At 71.8% G+C, this 15,640-nt stretch carries 11 protein-coding genes and 1 pseudogene; 4 read left to right on the top strand and 8 right to left on the bottom strand.

The features are described 5' to 3' along the window. Positions 1-116 precede the first annotated feature (116 nt). Positions 117-1,787, top strand: a complete 1,671-nt coding sequence (locus ACZ6S4_RS19255) for a hypothetical protein (protein ID WP_465476247.1) — start codon at positions 117-119, stop codon at positions 1,785-1,787. A 200-nt stretch (positions 1,788-1,987) separates the two neighbouring features. Here ACZ6S4_RS19255 and ACZ6S4_RS19260 read toward each other — a convergent pair whose 3' ends face one another. The 5 genes and pseudogenes from ACZ6S4_RS19260 to tmk all read right to left on the bottom strand — a co-directional run. Beyond that, entirely contained in the window at positions 1,988-2,605 is a 618-nt protein-coding gene (locus ACZ6S4_RS19260; RefSeq protein ID WP_465476248.1) for a hypothetical protein, read from the bottom strand. Next, positions 2,605-2,901, bottom strand: coding sequence for a hypothetical protein (locus tag ACZ6S4_RS19265; protein ID WP_465476249.1), 297 nt, complete (start codon positions 2,899-2,901; stop codon positions 2,605-2,607). The genes ACZ6S4_RS19260 and ACZ6S4_RS19265 overlap by 1 nt, the downstream gene beginning before the upstream one ends. 1 nt (position 2,902) lies before the next feature. Beyond that, positions 2,903-3,229, bottom strand: coding sequence for a YbaB/EbfC family DNA-binding protein (locus tag ACZ6S4_RS19270; protein WP_451909079.1), 327 nt, complete (start codon positions 3,227-3,229; stop codon positions 2,903-2,905). A gap of 102 nt (positions 3,230-3,331) precedes the next feature. After that, positions 3,332-4,525 carry a DNA polymerase III subunit delta' gene (locus tag ACZ6S4_RS19275; RefSeq protein WP_465476250.1) on the bottom strand — a complete coding sequence of 398 codons (1,194 nt, stop codon included), beginning with the start codon at positions 4,523-4,525 and terminating at the stop codon, positions 3,332-3,334. A gap of 646 nt (positions 4,526-5,171) precedes the next feature. Continuing rightward, positions 5,172-7,256, bottom strand: a pseudogene (tmk, locus tag ACZ6S4_RS19280) (dTMP kinase); the annotation flags it as partial. Positions 7,257-7,501: 245 nt separating this feature from the next. Here tmk and ACZ6S4_RS19285 point away from each other — a divergent pair. Next, on the top strand, positions 7,502-8,707 hold the full coding sequence (locus ACZ6S4_RS19285; RefSeq protein ID WP_465476251.1) for an amino acid deaminase/aldolase: 1,206 nt from the start codon (positions 7,502-7,504) through the stop codon (positions 8,705-8,707). A 1-nt stretch (position 8,708) separates the two neighbouring features. Here ACZ6S4_RS19285 and ACZ6S4_RS19290 read toward each other — a convergent pair whose 3' ends face one another. After that, complete coding sequence (locus ACZ6S4_RS19290) at positions 8,709-9,338, bottom strand: TetR/AcrR family transcriptional regulator (protein WP_360819551.1); 630 nt, start codon at positions 9,336-9,338, stop codon at positions 8,709-8,711. Positions 9,339-9,475: 137 nt separating this feature from the next. On the opposite strand from ACZ6S4_RS19290, the gene ACZ6S4_RS19295 reads away from it, so the two are divergent. Together ACZ6S4_RS19295 and ACZ6S4_RS19300 are read left to right on the top strand one after the other, a co-directional pair. Beyond that, positions 9,476-10,765 (top strand): D-arabinono-1,4-lactone oxidase, encoded by a 1,290-nt coding sequence (locus ACZ6S4_RS19295; protein WP_465476252.1) that lies wholly within the window; start codon positions 9,476-9,478, stop codon positions 10,763-10,765. Between the two features lie 49 nt (positions 10,766-10,814). Beyond that, positions 10,815-11,687 carry a DUF559 domain-containing protein gene (locus tag ACZ6S4_RS19300; RefSeq protein WP_465476253.1) on the top strand — a complete coding sequence of 291 codons (873 nt, stop codon included), beginning with the start codon at positions 10,815-10,817 and terminating at the stop codon, positions 11,685-11,687. A 51-nt stretch (positions 11,688-11,738) separates the two neighbouring features. On the opposite strand, the gene topA is transcribed toward ACZ6S4_RS19300, so the two are convergent. Together topA and ACZ6S4_RS19310 are read right to left on the bottom strand one after the other, a co-directional pair. Further along, positions 11,739-14,567 carry a type I DNA topoisomerase gene (topA, locus tag ACZ6S4_RS19305; RefSeq protein ID WP_465476254.1) on the bottom strand — a complete coding sequence of 943 codons (2,829 nt, stop codon included), beginning with the start codon at positions 14,565-14,567 and terminating at the stop codon, positions 11,739-11,741. A 198-nt stretch (positions 14,568-14,765) separates the two neighbouring features. Next, on the bottom strand, positions 14,766-15,626 hold the full coding sequence (locus ACZ6S4_RS19310) for a hypothetical protein (RefSeq protein WP_465476255.1): 861 nt from the start codon (positions 15,624-15,626) through the stop codon (positions 14,766-14,768). Between the last annotated feature and the right edge of the window lie 14 nt (positions 15,627-15,640).

The raw sequence follows: 15,640 nt of genomic DNA on the forward strand, positions 1-15,640 counted from the left end.
ATAGCGCAGAACTACATAGATCAGCGCAACCCCTGGCATTGACTCTCGTTGGGCCATCCCGTAGACGCCGCTCGTTGCGGTGATCCTTGGGGGAGGACTTTTTCATGATGCCCGCCGTGCCAGCACGGGTTGATCTTGCGACACCCGCCGAGCCCGACCAGGGCGTTCCCAGCACCACCCGGGCCCGGCTCAAAGCCGCCGCGCTCGGGGTGGTCGGGGCCCTGCTCGTGCCGCTGCCCGCGGCCGCCGCGCCCGCACCCTGCGAACAAGCCCTGCGGTACGCCGCCCAGTCCGGCACCCAGCTCATGCGCATCGCCCACCTCGACCTCGGCCCGGCCGGCCGCGACGACCAGCCGATCAAGGACGTCGGCGTGGGCGACGCGAAGTCCGCCCTGGTCGCGCAGGCACCGGTCAACGCCGCGGCGCTGGGCCGGGTCCTCGACGGCGGTCCGGCGGATCAGAAGGCGCTCGCCGAGGTACTGCAGCAGACGGCTCCGCCCAGTCACAAGAAGCCCGAGCAGCGCAGGCACGAGGCCACCGAGGTGGGCCCGTTCCGGCTCGGCGCGAGTGAGCTGAGTGTGCACGCCCAGTGGGACCCCAGGATGGCCTGCGGCAACGTTGCTGGTGAGGCGACCCGGGCCGAGGCGGTGCTGCGGCGGGCGGGGGTGCTCGACGGCGGGGATGCTGCGCTGGTTCGCCTACCCGGAAAGGTCTCGGGCCTGAGCACGACGGCGATGGAGCGGCGCGGGCCGGCCGCGCGGGCTGTTGCCGCGGCCTCCATGGCCGGCGGCAAGGTGCAGCTGCTGGGCGGGGCGGTCACGGTCAAGGTGGTCAAGCCGCCGTCGCTGCTGGCCACGATGTCGGGCGCGGACGGCGGCGAGGTGCGGTACGAGCCGGCGGTGATCGAGGTGTCCGGGGACGGGTTCGGGACCGCTCGGCTGGACACCGCGGGCGACAGCCTGGAACTGCGGCTGGATGCGAACGGCGAAGCGGCTGCCGGGCAGGGCAAGGCCCGAAACGACGAAACCGGGAGCGGCAAGGACTACAACGGTGCGGCTCACGACGGTAACGGCAGTCCGTCCTACCGCCTCGTGGCCCAGCGCGACCCGGACAACGGCAAGGCCGGCAACCGTGGCGACAAAACGGACAAGGGCAACGACCACGGCGGCACCGACCAGGCGGGTCCCGACGACAAGCGCGTCCACAAGGGCGGCGGCGAAGCACCAGGCGCGAGCAACGACAACGTTCGCAAGCCCGGCGCGCTCGCCAGCGATCGGGACAAAAACGGCAAGGGACTCTTCTCCGGCCTGCCGGGAGCCGGCGCACTCAGCCCCGTCCCGCCCCTCCCCCTGCCGACCATCCCCGGCGTCCCGCCGATCGCCGATCCCGGCACCGGCCAGGACCCCGAGGCCGCGCCGGCCACCGGTCCCGGCACGACCGTCGCGATCTCGCTCGGCGACGTGCGCCAGGCCGTCTCCGGTCACGCCATTGCCGCGAAGGCCACCGCGATGACCATCGCGATCACCAAGGGCCCGGACCGTCAGGCGTACGACGACAGCATCCCCAACCGCACCGGCGTCGTCCTGGACCTCGACATGGGACTGCTCGAAGTGGCCGCCGTGGCCCCCGAACCCGCGGGCGGGCCGTCCGGAGTCGTCAGCGGCGACGGCGGTGGCCTGCCGATCACCGGTCCGCGGGTGGACGTGCTGGCGTTGGCCGGCGTCGCGCTGCTGATCGCGGGTGCGGCAGCTCTGATCTTCGGTATGCGCGGCCGCCCCCGCCCCTGACCTGGGAGCCGGCCGGACATGGTCCATCGAGGTGACAACTGCCGTCCGCAGGTGCCGTTCTGCCCGGACGAGCGGCTCGTTCCCCGGGCGCCCGGGCGACAAAGACCCACCGCAGGCGTTGAGTGTGACGTGGACCTGCGGGGGGTGCAGGGGACGCGGCGCCGCGCTCGGAACCGGCTATCCGAGCGTGGCGCCCGTCGTCACCGCACAGCCACCAGTGGCTCGGCCAGGTGGGTCGAGGTGTGCAACAGTTCGGCGCCCGGCTCGTACCCGTCGGCGACCGCCTGCAGCACCTTCACCGCGACATCCGCCGCCGCTTCCTGCTCGCGGGGCGTGGCAAGGTCCATTTCGGTCGCCGCCAGGGTCACCGCTTCGGCGGAGCTGAGCACCTCGGCCAGGACTTCCGCCAGTGCGTCGCGAGCCGACCGCATCCAGGTGACCAGCGAATCCGCCAGGTCCGCCGACGCCTGCAACCGTTCGTCGAGGCTGTCCGGGCCGCCGCTGAGGTGTGCTGCCGCGCGCTGCCGGGCGCCGTCGTACGCATCGGCCGCCGTCCCGGTCCACTCCCCCGGCGCCGGCAGTGACGCCGCGAGCACCGCGTAGGCCCGGGCGTCCGCGCGCAGCTCGGGCGCAGCCTCCCCGAGCTCGTCGGGGCGCAGCGCTGCCACCGCCCTTGCCGCGTCGCCCGGGAGCAGGCGGACCCGGCGCAGCTGGATCCACACCCGGTGCTCCGGTGGCGCGCCGACCGTGGCCAGGACGTCGTCGACCCGGCGCAGCAGCGGCCCGGCCGTGGCCAGCAAGCGATCCAGCCGGTCCATCACATGCTCCGGCGGATTCGGCGGCCGACCTCGTCGTCCGTCTCGGTGTAGACCTTGGCGGTCAGCCGTACGTCGGCCGCCAGCGTGGTCAGGTGGACCGCCGCGGCCGCCGCCTCCCGGGAGCGGGCGGCGAGCACCTCGAGCCACCGGTCGTGCAGCTGGCGGCCCAGCCGGCCCGGCACTCCCTCGTCGTCGGCGCCGAACGCACCCGGCGACGAGGCATGCGCCGACAGCGAGCGGTCCACTGTGGTCAGCGCGTCGGCCGCCGACTCCAGGCGTTCGGCCAGCTTCTCCATGTCAGCGGTCTCCCAGCGATCGGAACGCCCCGAACACCTCGTCGTGCAGTTTCTCCCGGGCCCAGCGGGCCGCTTCGGTCGCGGTGGTCACCACTGCCTGCACCTCCCGGGCCAGGTCGGCGGCCGTGCGGTGCTGCAGGCTGCCACGGATGTGTACGTCGGTGATGTCGCCCGCCGCGGTGACCAGCACCTCGATCGAGTCGTCCGGCGAATGCACCGACACCACGTGGCCGGCGACCGCCTTCTCGAACTCGGCCCGCAGCACGTCGAGGCGGCGGTAACGTTCGATCGCCTCGTCGATCCATGCCTCGTCGATCTCGCGGGGCATCCACAGGCTCCTTACCGGGCGTACCGCCTTGGTTGCTTTACGGCACCGCGACCGTACCCGGTCGCCCGACCGTCGCGCATCCCCCGCCGCGTCCCTTGTGGATTACCCGCGCCAGAGATTGAGCATCATCGCTTCCACGGCGATCTTCGGCTTCACGTTCTGCTCGATGGCTTCGCGGCAGGCCAGCACGGCCTCCAGCCGGCGCAGCGTGCTCTCCGGCGTCCACTTGCCGGCTGCCGCGGCCGCCTGCTCGGCGGTGTCCCGGTGCACCACGGCGACCGGCGCCTTCAGGCCCGTGACCAGCACGTCGCGGTAGAACGCGGCGAGGTCCACCAGCGCCCGGTCCAGCGCGTCGCGCTGCGAGCGGGTCGACCGGGACTTCTGCTTCTTCTCCAGCTCCTTGAGCTGACCGGCGGCGCCCCGCATCGCTCCGGCCGCGCCCCGGCCCGTACCGCCGGCACCGAGCGCCTGCTCCAGCGCCGCGCGTTCCGTACTGTCGTTCTCGGCGAATGCGGTCGCCGCCTCCGCCTCGGCGGCCTCGATCAGCGCCGAGGCCGCGTCGAAGCAGGCACCGACGCTGGACAGCCGGCGCGGCACGGCGAGCACGGCCTCCCGGCGGCCGCGGGCCTCCGGATCGTTGGCGAGCCGCTTGGCCCGGCCTACGTGGCCCTGCGCGGCGGCCGCGGCCCAGGCCGCGACGTCGGGCGCGATCCCGTCCCGGCGGACCAGGACCTCGGCCACGGCCTCGGCGGGCGGCTGCCGCAACGGTACGACCCGGCACCGCGAGCGGATGGTCACCGAGATGTCGTCCGGGTGCGTCGACGGGGTGCAGAGCAGGAAAACGGTACGCGGGGGAGGCTCCTCGATGGCCTTGAGCAGCGCGTTCCCGGCCGCCTCGGTGAGCCGGTCGGCGTCCTCGATCACCACGGCCTGCCACTTGCCGCCGGACGGGGCACTGCCGGCCCGCAGCACCAGCGCGCGCATCTCGTTGACGCCGATCGACAGGCCCTCGGGCACCACAAAACGCACGTCGGCATGGGTGGCGCCGAGCACGGTGTGGCAGCCGTGGCACTCGCCGCAGCCGGCGCCGTCGCGCTCGCACTGCAGGGCGGCGGCGAGGGCCCGGGCGGCGACCGAGCGTCCCGATCCGGGCGGACCGGTGAAGATCCACGCGTGGGTCATGGCGCCGTTCCCGCCGTCGGCACCACCGGCCACGATCCGGGCGGCAGCCGCGGCGGCCCGGCGCAGCGTCTCGACGGCCTCGTCCTGCCCGACCAGGTCGGCGAACACACTCATGGCGTCGATTCTCGCTCGCTCACGGCTTGCCGCCCACCTGCGGCGGCGTGTCGTCATCGGCGGCCCGGGCCCGGTTGCCGGTGAGGTCCTCGAGCACCTCGATCGGCGTCTCTTCCTCGTCTTCGTCCTCGGTGGCGGCGGCGGCGGTGTCCTTGGTGGCGGAGACGGCCCCGGCGGCCGGGACCACCATCGTCTCGTCCGACTCGCTGCCGGATGAGGCCGGCCGCGCGACCACCGTCTCGTCCGAGCCGCCGGCCGGGAAAACCGACGTGGCGTTCGGATCGTCGGAATCAGGCTGGCGCACCACCACGGTCGCATTCGGGTCGTCCGACACCGGCCGAGGGACCATCACCGTCGCGTTCGGGTCATCCGACGCGGGCCGGGACACCATCACGGTCGCGTTCGGGTCATCCGGCGTGGACCGCGGCAGAGCCATGGTCGCGTCGGACGGCAGAGCCGTGGTCGCGTCGGAGGGCAGGGCCATCGTCGCGTCCGGGGTGCGGGACGAGACCACCATCGTGTCGTCCGGGCCGGCGCCCGGGCGGATCACCATGGTGTCGTCCGGGCCGGCGGCCGAGGCCGGCCGGACCACGATCGTCTCGTCCGAGCCGCTCGTCGCCACCGCGCCCGACCCCGTGCGCATCACCAGCGTCTCGTCGGGGCCCGCGTGCGGCGGGACCACCATCGTGTCCGCGAGGTCCGGCGCGTTCAGGTCCGGGCCCGGCGGCACCGCCGTGGACGCCGGGTCCGGGTGGCTGTCGTCGCCCTCGGTGAGCATCGCGTTGAGCCGGGTCGCGACCGCGTTCGCGATCTCGTCCGCCGGCCGGGCCGCGTCCAGCACCAGGTAGCGCTTCGGGTCCGCCGAGGCCAGGTCGAGGAAGGCGTAGCGGACGCGTTCGTGGAAGGACCGGGACTCGCTCTCCAGCCGGTCGGTGCCCAGCCCACGCTTGTCGACCCGGCCCAGCCCCACGGTCGGGTCGACATCGAGCAGCACCACCAGATCCGGCTTGAGGCCGCCGGTCGCCCAGGACGACAGCCAGGAGATCTCCTGGACCGGCAGGGTGCGGCCGGCCCCCTGGTACGCCAGCGACGAGTCCACGTACCGGTCGCTGACCACGACCGCGCCCCGGGCCAGCGCCGGGCGCACGACGGTGGCCACGTGATGGGCCCGGTCGGCGGCATAGAGCAGCGCCTCGGCGCGCGGCGACGGCGCGTCGGCGCCCTCGCCGTTGGACAGCACCAGGCTGCGGATCCGCGCGCCCATGTCCGTCGCGCCCGGTTCGCGGGTCACCACCACGTCGTGGCCGGCCTCGATCAGGGCCTCCGACAGGCGGGTGACCTGCGTCGACTTGCCCGCGCCCTCGCCGCCCTCGAAGACCACGAAGATGCCCTGCCGGGTGAAGTCCTCGCCCGGTGACAGCGGGCGGCCGCGGATCGAGCTCCACAGGTCGGCCAGCACCGGCACGCCGCGCTTGTCGTCCATCTGGCGGAACGCGCTGATCCCGGTCCAGACCCCGATGACGCCGGCGACCAGCAGCAGGATGCGGGTGGAGGAGATGTCGACCGAGACACTGCCGGCCGAGATGGTCCGGGAGCTGCCCAGGCCGACCAGGAGACCGGCCAGCGAGATCGCCAGCAGCAGGACGAGCCGGGCGCCGATCTGCACGACGGCGAAGACCCGGCCGCGTACCTCGTCGTTGACCTGGCCGCCGAGCAGGGTGACGCCGGCCAGGAACGCCATACCGGCGCCCGCGCCCACGAACAGGGCGCCGAAGAGCGCCATGGAGAGGTGGAACGCCACGGACAGGAAGCCGACCGCGCCGCTGGCGAGCACGATGCTCATGCCGAACCAGCGGCGCCGGGACAGCTCCTTGACGACCATCGGGCCGAGGCCGATACCAGCCGCCAGGCCGATGAACAGGGTGGCGAAGAGCAGGTAGAACGCGGCGTCACCGGCGCCCAGCGAGGCGGTGAAGAACCGGGCGGTGCCGATCACGATGCCCGCGCCGGCGAACGCGCCGAAGATGCCGAGCACCAGGCCGCGGACGAACGGGGTGCCGCCGATGTACTTCCAGCCCTCGACGAACTGGCGGAACATCGACGTCTCGGCGTTCTTCTCCTTGCGTTCGCGGTGGCCCTCGCTGATCTCCTTGATGCCGAAGAAGACGACGGCGGCCGTGGCGGCCCGGGAGAAGGCGTTGATCCACAGCGCGATCTGCACCGGCTCGGCCCAGTCCGGCAGGCCGCCGATCGGGCCGCGGACGACACCGTCGAGCGCGGCGAGCGCGAGGGCGGCCAGGATCGGGGTGATGCCGTACGTGGTGATCAGCGTGAGCTGGTTGGAGACCTCGAGGCGGCCCTTGGGGATCAGGTTGGGAACCGCGGCCTCCTTGGCCGGGATCCACATCAGGGTGACGGTCTCGCCGATGAAGGTGGCGATGACCGCCCAGGTGACGATGAGGCCACCGGAGTCGCTGAGCAGGGCGACGACCGGAATCGAGCCGTACACGAAGAAGCGCAGGATGTCGCAGATGACCATGGTGTAGCGCCGGTCGAACCGGTCGGCCATGACGCCGGCGATCGGGCCGAGCAGCAGCGCCGGAAGTAGCCGGATCGCGATCGTGCTGCTGAAGGCGCTGCCCTGCGCCACGCTGCCGGTGACCTGCTGCGAGGCGAACAGCGCGGTGGCCAGGGTGCCGATCCAGTCGCCGAACGAGGCCACGCTGAGCACGAGCCAGAGCCGCCGGAACGGGCGGATCCGCAGGACGGAACGCAGCGCCGCCGCCCCGGAGAGGTCCACCGGGGGGCTGGCCTCCTTGCGTGCCGAGCTCGTTTCGGTGTCGATGGCCCTACCTCCCCGTGGTCATTGCTCGAAGCACTCTAACGGGCGCCCCTGACAGACCGCGGGAGCGCTCATTCGGGTGGCGCAAAAATGAAGGTGTTTCGCATAAGGCCGGGACCCGTTAAGTTGCCGTTGTGATCGCCGAACGCAGTGCGCTGCAGAAACGCCTGGACCGTGCCACCGACGGCCTGGAGACGCCGTTGGCGGCGGTGGATCTGGCCGCCTTCGACGCCAACGCCGCCGCGCTGTCGGCCCGGTCCAGCGGCAAGCCGATCCGGGTCGCCAGCAAGTCGGTCCGCGTACGGTCCCTGCTCGAACGGGTGCTGGCCCGCCCCGGCTGGTCCGGCGTGATGGCGTACACCCTGCCGGAGGCGATCTGGCTGGTCCGCAGTGGTGTCACGGACGACGTGCTGGTGGCGTACCCCAGCGTCGACCGGACCGCGATCGCCCAGCTGGCCGCCGACCCGCAGCTGGCCGCCGCGATCACGATCATGGTCGACCACCCGGCCCACCTCGACCTGGTCGATGCCGTCGTGGCGCCGGGCCGGCGGCCCGACGTGCGGATCTGTCTGGAACTCGACGCCTCCTGGCGGCCCGCCGGGCCGCTGCACATCGGCGTCCGCCGCTCCCCCGTGCACTCCGCGGCCCAGGCCGGATCGCTGGCCGCCCGGCTGGTCAAGCGGCCGGGCTTCCGGCTGGTCGCGATGATGTCCTACGAGGCGCACATCGCCGGGCTCGGCGACGCCCCGCCCGGGCAGGCCCTGCGGGCCCGGGCGATCCGGATGATGCAGCGCCGGTCGCTGCCGGAGCTGCTGCGCCGCCGGCTGGCCGCGGTCCGGGCGGTACGCGAGCACGCCGACCTGGAGTTCGTGAACGGCGGTGGCACCGGCAGCATGGCGCTGACCGCCGCCGACCCGTCGGTGACCGAGGTCGCCGCCGGCTCGGGACTGTTCGGACCCACCCTGTTCGACGGGTACCGCGCCTGGCAGCCGACCCCGGCGGCGTTCTTCGCGCTGTCGGTGGTCCGCCGGCCGGGACCGCGGATCGCGACCGTGCTCGGCGGCGGCTGGATCGCCTCCGGACCGACCGGACCGTCCCGCCAGCCCACCCCGTGGCTGCCCGAGGGGCTGCACATGCGCGGCGACGAGGGCGCCGGCGAGGTGCAGACGCCGTTGCTGGGCGCCGCGGCCGAGAACCTGCGGCCGGGCGACAGAGTGTGGTTCCGCCACGCCAAGGCCGGCGAGCTGTGTGAACACGTCAACGAGGTGCACCTCGTCGACGGCGACACGGCCGCGCCGACCCCGACGTACCGGGGAGAGGGGTATGCGTTCCTCGGTTGACTCAGGCGGGCACGTGCCGGTGCAGATACTCCCTGATCAGCGCCTTGGCCTCGGTCAGCACGGCCTCGTCGCCGGTCACGTCGCGCCGGAACGCCAGCTTGATCAGCGCGTCCGACGCCTCCACGGCGATGAGCAGGGCGAAGCGCAGCCGCGCCCGGTCCATCAGCTGGAACTGCTCCACCAGCAGCTCGGCCAGCCGGTCGGCGATGACCGCGTTGTTGTCGCGTTCGGCGTCGAGCAGGTGCAGGTCCACCACGTCGCCGAAGTGCAGCGTCCGGAAGCCCGGCACGCTGCGGTGCATGTGGATGTAGGCGTCTATCGCCGCGTCCACGCCGTCCCACCAGTGGGCGAACGTCTCGTTGGCGAAGCGTGCCGACAGCGACTGCAGGTACGCGTCCATGTTGCGCATGGCGAGGGCCTGGACGATGGCCCGCTTGTCGGGGAAGAACTGGTAGACCGAGCCGATGGCGACCTCGGCCCGCTCGGCGAGCAGGGTCGTGGTCAGGCCCTCGTACCCGACCTCGTCCACCAGCTCCGCGCAGGCGTCGAGCATGCGCTGGACCCGGGCAACGCTTCTGCCCTGCACCGGAACCCGCCGCAGCGGTCCGGTGGTGACGGTTGGTGTCGACACGCGTCGCCACTCCCTCTCAGCAGTGATAATGGGAACGTTACTCGGATCAACGAGCGAGATGCATCGACGGGACGCCGGGGACACGCGGCATTCCCGGTTTTGTGCGACTGTCCGCTCGTCGGGAGGACAAAGCCGGAATGACTATGTCTCTGCACTGGCGTAACTGGGGCGGTAACCAGCACTCCGTGGCCGCCGAGGTCCTGACCCCTGGCACTGTCGACGAGGTGGCCGCCCTCGTCAAGGAGGCGTCCGCCACCGGACACAAAGTCAAGGCGGTCGGCAGCGGGCACTCGTTCACCGCGATCGCGGTCGCCGACGACCGGCGGCTGCTGCTGCACCGGCTGAGCGAGCCGGTCGCGGTCGACGGCGACCTGGTCACGGTGCAGGCGGGCATGCCGCTGCACCGGCTCAACCGGCTCCTGGCGGAGCACGGCCTGGCGATGCCCAATCTGGGCGATATCGACCAGCAGACGGTCGCCGGCGCGATCTCCACCGGTACGCACGGCAGCGGTCAGGCCCACTCCACGCTCGCCTCCTGCGTCGAGGCGGTCACCCTGGTCACCGGTACGGGCGAAGTACGGCGCATCGATGGGAGCTCGCCCCTGTTCCCCGCGGCCCGCCTGGGCATCGGGGCGCTGGGTGTCCTCGTGGAGGTGACGCTGCGCTGCGTACCGGCGTTCATCCTGCTGGCCGACGAACGGCCGATGCCGCTGACCGAGGTGCTCGCGAGCCTGGACGAGGGCATCGCGACCAACGATCACCTCGAGTTCTACTGGTACCCGTACACGGACCGGGCCCAGCTCAAGCGCAACAACAAGGTGCCCGTCTCGGACCGGCCGCTGTCGGCGTTCCGCGGCTGGCTGGACGACGAGCTGCTGGCCAACACGGTCTTCCAGGCCGCCTGCCGGCTGGGCCGGGCTGTCCCGGCGACCGTGCCGGGCATCAGCGCCGTCGCTGCTCGTGCGCTGACCGCCCGCACGTACACGGACCGCTCGGACCGGGTCTTCTGCACACCGCGCCGGGTTCGGTTCACCGAGATGGAGTACGAGATCCCCCGGGAGTGCCTGGGGGAGGCGCTGGGGGCGCTGCCCCGGATCATCGAGGCTCTGCCGTTCAAGGTGCAGTTCCCGGTCGAGGTGCGATTCACCGGCCCGGACGACATCTGGCTGTCGCACGGCTACGGGCGCGACTCGGCGTACATCGCGGTGCACCAGTTCAGCGGCAGCCCGTACGAGCCGTACTTCCGGGCGTTCGAGGCGGTGTGCGAGCCCCTGGGCGGCCGGCCGCACTGGGGCAAGATGCACTACCGCGACGCGGAATCGCTGCGCCGGGCCTACCCGAAGTTCGACGACTTCGTGGCGGTCCGCGACGAGCTCGACCCGGCCCGCACCTTCACCAACGCCTACCTGGACCGCGTCCTCGGCTAGTTATCCACAGGCTTGTCCACAGGCAGGCGACGTCCGCCACCCTGGCCCGGTGAACTCAGTAGTCTCCATGGCGCAGGCCGTCGCCCGCCTTTCCCGCAGTGCCGTCCGCCACCGCGTCGAGACGGGAAAGTGGCAGCAGCCGCACCGGTCGGTCCTGGTCACGCACAACGGACCGATCACACCTGGTCAGCGCCGCTGGATCGCCGTGCTGGCCGCCGGTGACGGCGCGACGCTCGCTGGTCTGAGCGCCGCTGAGGCCGGCGGTCTCCGGGGCCATCAGGACGACAAGATTCACGTGCTGGTGCCCGCCGGCCGTCGACCCGGGCTCGGGCCGGACGTTGTCGTGCACCGCAGCACTCGGCTGGATGCCGCCGACGTGCTCATCAATGGCCGGCCACCACGGACCAAAATGGCACGGTCGATCATCGACGCGGCGCAGTGGGCACGGTCGGACGACCATGCGCGGATCGTGATCGCGGCCTGCTTCCAACAACGGCTGGTTGCGCTGAGGAGCGTCGAGGCGGTGCTGGGCCGGCTCTGCCGCGCCCGCCGCCGCCAACTGATCCTGCAGACGGCGCGGGACGCCGCCGGTGGAGCTCACTCACTCGCCGAGATCAACTTGGCCCGGCTGTGCGAAGTCCATGGCTTGCCCACGCCCGCTCGCCAGTTGGTCCGCCGGGACGCGGCCGGTCGCCGACGCTACCTGGACGCCTACTGGGAAGAGTGGCGCATCCACGTCGAGGTTGACGGAAGTCAACACTCCGATCCGCGGCACGCCTGGGCCGACATGCAACGTCAGAACGACCTGTGGATCGCGGGCGACCGTGTCCTACGCTTCCCCGCCTGGGCCCTACGCCAAGCCCCAGCTTCCGTCGCTTCCCAACTCCGCGCCGCCCTCAAAGCCGCCGGCTGGCGCACCTGAAGACCTTGGTAGCGGGTGGCTGCTATAGCGACCACTCGCTACCAAGATCTCTCAGTTTGCTGAGGCCGTCGCCTTGGAGGGAGCGGTCTTCTTGGCGGCCGGGGAGGAGTTGGTGGCTCGCTTGGCGGGAGCGGCCTTCTTGGCGGCGGCCACCTTCTTGGCGGGTGTCTTCTTGGCGGCGGCCTTCTTAGCCGGAGTGGCGTCGGAGCCCGCAGCCGCCTTCTTGGCCGGCGCCTTCTTGGCCGCGGCCTTCTTCTTGGGGGCGGGTCCCTTGGCGCGCTTCTCGGCGAGCATCTCGGAGGCCTGCTGGACGGTCAGCTCTTCCGGCGTCTGGCCGCGGCGCAGCGACGCGTTGAACTCGCCGTCGGTCACGTACGGGCCGAAGCGGCCTTCCTTGATCACCATCGGCTTGTCGGTCGCCGGGTCGTTGCCCATCTCGCGCAGTGGCGGCGCGGCGGCCCGGCGCTGGCGGGTCTTCGGGGCGGCGAGCAGGGCCAGCGCCTCGTCCAGCGTGACGGTGAAGAGCTTGTCCTCGCTCTCCAGCGAGCGGAAGTCGTCACCGCGCTTCACGTACGGCCCGTAGCGCCCGTTCGCCGCGACGATCTCGGCACCCTCAGGGTCCTTGCCGACCGTGCGGGGCAGCTCCAGCAGCCGCAGCGCCTGCTCGAGGGTCAGGGTGTCCGGCGTCTGGGACTTGAACAGCGAGGACTTCTTCTCGCCGCTCTGCACGTACGGGCCGAAGCGACCCGACTTGAGCGTGACCGCCTCGCCCGTGGCCGGGTCGTCGCCCAGGCTGCGCTCACCGCCGCCACCGAGGTAGAGCTCGGTGACCTTCTCGACGGTCAGCTCGTCCGGCGCGACGCCCTCGGGGATGGACACCCGGTCCTCGGGCGCCTCCTCGGTGGCGTCCGGCAGGGCCCGCTGCAGGTACGGCCCGTAGCGGCCGACGCGGACCACCACGTTGCGGCCGGCGTCGTCCTTGAACAGCGGGATCGAGTTGACCGCGCGGGCGTCGATGTCGCTGAGGTTCTCGGTGACCATCTTCTTCAGGCCGCCGGCCTTGGCGATCGAGTCGTCCGCGCCCACGTCGCTGCCGAAGTAGAAGGAGGTGAGGAAGTCCAGGGCCGCGTGGTCGCCACCGGCGATGTCGTCGAGCTGGGTCTCCATCGCGGCGGTGAAGTTGTAATCGACCAGCCGCGGGTAGTGGCCCTCGAGCAGGCCGACGACCGCGAAGGCGATGAACGACGGGATCAGCGCCTGGCCGCGCTTCTCCACGTACCCCCGGTCCTGGATCGTCCGCATGATCGACTCGTAGGTCGACGGGCGGCCGATGCCCAGCTCTTCCAGGGCCTTGACCAGCGACGCCTCGGTGTAGCGGGCGGGCGGCGAGGTGTGGTGACCGATCGCGTTGAGCTCCTCGGCCGTCAGCGGCTGGTCCTTGACCAGATTCGGCAGGCGGCGCTCGGCGTCCTCGGCCTCGGCGTTCTCGTCGTCGGACGACTCGACGTAGGCGCGCAGGAAGCCCGGGTCGGTGATGGTCTTGCCACTGGCCCCGAAGTCGACCTCTTCACCGGCGGTGGAGATCGCGCGGATGCGCACCGAGACGGAGTTACCGACGGCGTCGGTCATCTGCGACGCGACCGTACGGCGCCAGATCAGCTCGTAGAGCTTGAACTCGTCGGTGGACAGCTCGTTGGCGACCTCGCCGGGGGTGCGGAAGTTGTCCCCCGCGGGGCGGATCGCCTCGTGCGCCTCCTGCGCGTTCTTGACCTTGCCGGTGTAACGGCGGGGCTGCGGCGGCACGTTGTTGGCGCCGTACAGCTCGGCGATCTGGCGGCGGGCGGCGCTGATCGCGGTCTCGGAGAGGTTCACCGAGTCCGTACGCATGTAGGTGATGTAGCCGTTCTCGTACAGCCGCTGGGCCGTGCGCATGGTCTGCGACGAGGAGAACCGCATCTTGCGGGCGGCTTCCTGCTGCAGCGTCGAGGTGATGAACGGCGCGTACGGCTTACGCCGGTACGGCTTCTCCTCCACGCGGGTGACCGTGAACGGGCGGTCCTCGAGGCGCGCCGCGAGCCCGCGGGCCCCGTCGCCGTCCAGGTGGACCACGCCGGCACCGGGCTTGACCTTGCCGGTGGTCGGCTCGAAGTCACGGCCGGTGGCGATCCGGTCGCCGTCCAGGGCGATCAGGGTCGCCGAGAACGACTTGGTGCCCTCGGTCTTGCCCTGCACCGACAGCAGAGCGTTGATGTCCCAGTACTCCGCGGTGCGGAACGCCATCCGCTGGCGCTCCCGCTCGACCACGATCCGGGTGGCCACGGACTGGACGCGCCCGGCGGACAGGCGGGGCATCACCTTCTTCCACAGGACGGGGCTGACCTCGTACCCGTAGAGCCGGTCCAGGATGCGCCGGGCCTCCTGCGCGTCGACCAGATCCTTGTCGATCTCGCGGGGGTTGGCCACCGCGGCCTGGATGGCCGCCTTGGTGATCTCGTGGAAGACCATCCGCTTGATCGGGACCTTGGGCTTGATCGTCTCGACCAGGTGCCAGGCGATGGCCTCGCCCTCGCGGTCCTCATCGGTGGCGAGCAGGATCTCGTCGACCTCTTTGGCCAGCTTGGTGAGCTTGGCGATCTGGGCCTTGCGGTCCTGCGAGACCACGTAGAGCGCGTGGAAGCCGTTGTCGACGTCGACGCCGAGCCGCGCCCACGACTCGCCCTTGTACTTGGCGGGCACGTCGGCGGCGTTCTTCGGCAGGTCCCGGACATGGCCGAAGGAGGCCTCGACGAAATAGTCGGGCCCCAGATAGCCGGCGATCGTCTTGGCCTTCGACGGGGACTCGACGATGACCAGACGGGTCGTCCTGGCTTTCTCCGGCACGGCACTCCCACACTTCTCGATCGATCGGCGGACCGTCGCGGACGACGGACACGCGGACGTTCAACGTAACGCGCCGGACGAGCAGGCATTCCCCGGGCAACGGAGAAGTCGGATGGTAACGGTCCGGCCACCGCATGCTTCCGACGGCGACACCGTACACCGGGAACATGGCGTCGTGTCGGACACAATCGGGGAAGGTCAACCGGCGGCGGCGCCCGGCCACAGCCTTTCGGGTGCCGCGGCGGGCCGTTCGCCGACCAGCTCGGCAAGCCGGGCGAGACGCCTGCGACCTGCAATGACGTACGCCGGACCGGCCTGGACGGTGCCGGCCAGACCGACCCGGGTCAGCGCGGCGTCCGCGGCTTTGTCAAGAAAGCCGTCGGGATCCAGACCGAGCGCGTAGCCCTCGGGCCGCGGCGACCCGGCCGCGGCGACCCACAGCCGCAGCTGCGACCCGGTCAGGAAGAGCCGGTCGTCCGGCGGTGGCCAGGCCCGGGCGAGCGGGTCCAGCCGGCTGCTGTAAGCGGTCCGGACCTCGAAAGAGACGGTACGGGGCTCCGCGTTCTCCTTCTTATCTACGGTTACCGCTTCGGCGTCCCCGGGCTCGTCGCCGGTCGCGCCCTCGTCGTCGGCTGCGGCCGGTTCGTCGGCCGGCTCGGCGGGCTCCTCGACGGCCGCCAGCGTCAACTCCACCGGCTCTGCCGTGAGTTCCGCCACGTGATCGTCGACGCCGTCGGTCGTCACCGGCGCCCAGGTGACCACCAGGCCCCGGGAAACCAGCTCCTCGACCAGCACATGCACCCGCCAGGCCGCGTCCACCCGGACCGCGACTCTGGCCGTACCGCCCATCCGGCCCAGCCGCCCGGGACCGGTGAGCAGCCCGGCCAGGTCGGCCAGCGAGGGATCGGCCGCCTCCACCCCGAAGATCGACAGTTGCCGGCCGGCCGGCACAGTCAGCGCCGCCCGGCGCCGGACCTTCGGCGCAGCCGGGATCCGGGCGTCCGGAACCGGCGCGGGCAGCACCTCACGCGGGATCAGCGGCCACCCGGGCTCGGTCATGGTCAGCGGCGCTC

The sequence above is a fragment of the Actinoplanes sp. NPDC051405 genome (assembly GCF_055586185.1).

Bases quoted from the DNA above. Each gene is read 5' to 3' on its own strand.
- ACZ6S4_RS19260 (WP_465476248.1), bottom strand. From the start codon at position 2,605: ATGGACCGGCTGGATCGCTTGCTGGCCACGGCCGGGCCGCTGCTGCGC.
- ACZ6S4_RS19265 (WP_465476249.1), bottom strand. From the start codon at position 2,901: ATGGAGAAGCTGGCCGAACGCCTGGAGTCGGCGGCCGACGCGCTGACC.
- ACZ6S4_RS19270 (WP_451909079.1), bottom strand. From the start codon at position 3,229: ATGCCCCGCGAGATCGACGAGGCATGGATCGACGAGGCGATCGAACGT.
- ACZ6S4_RS19275 (WP_465476250.1), bottom strand. From the start codon at position 4,525: ATGAGTGTGTTCGCCGACCTGGTCGGGCAGGACGAGGCCGTCGAGACG.
- ACZ6S4_RS19295 (WP_465476252.1), top strand. From the start codon at position 9,476: ATGACTATGTCTCTGCACTGGCGTAACTGGGGCGGTAACCAGCACTCC.
- ACZ6S4_RS19310 (WP_465476255.1), bottom strand. From the start codon at position 15,626: ATGACCGAGCCCGGGTGGCCGCTGATCCCGCGTGAGGTGCTGCCCGCG.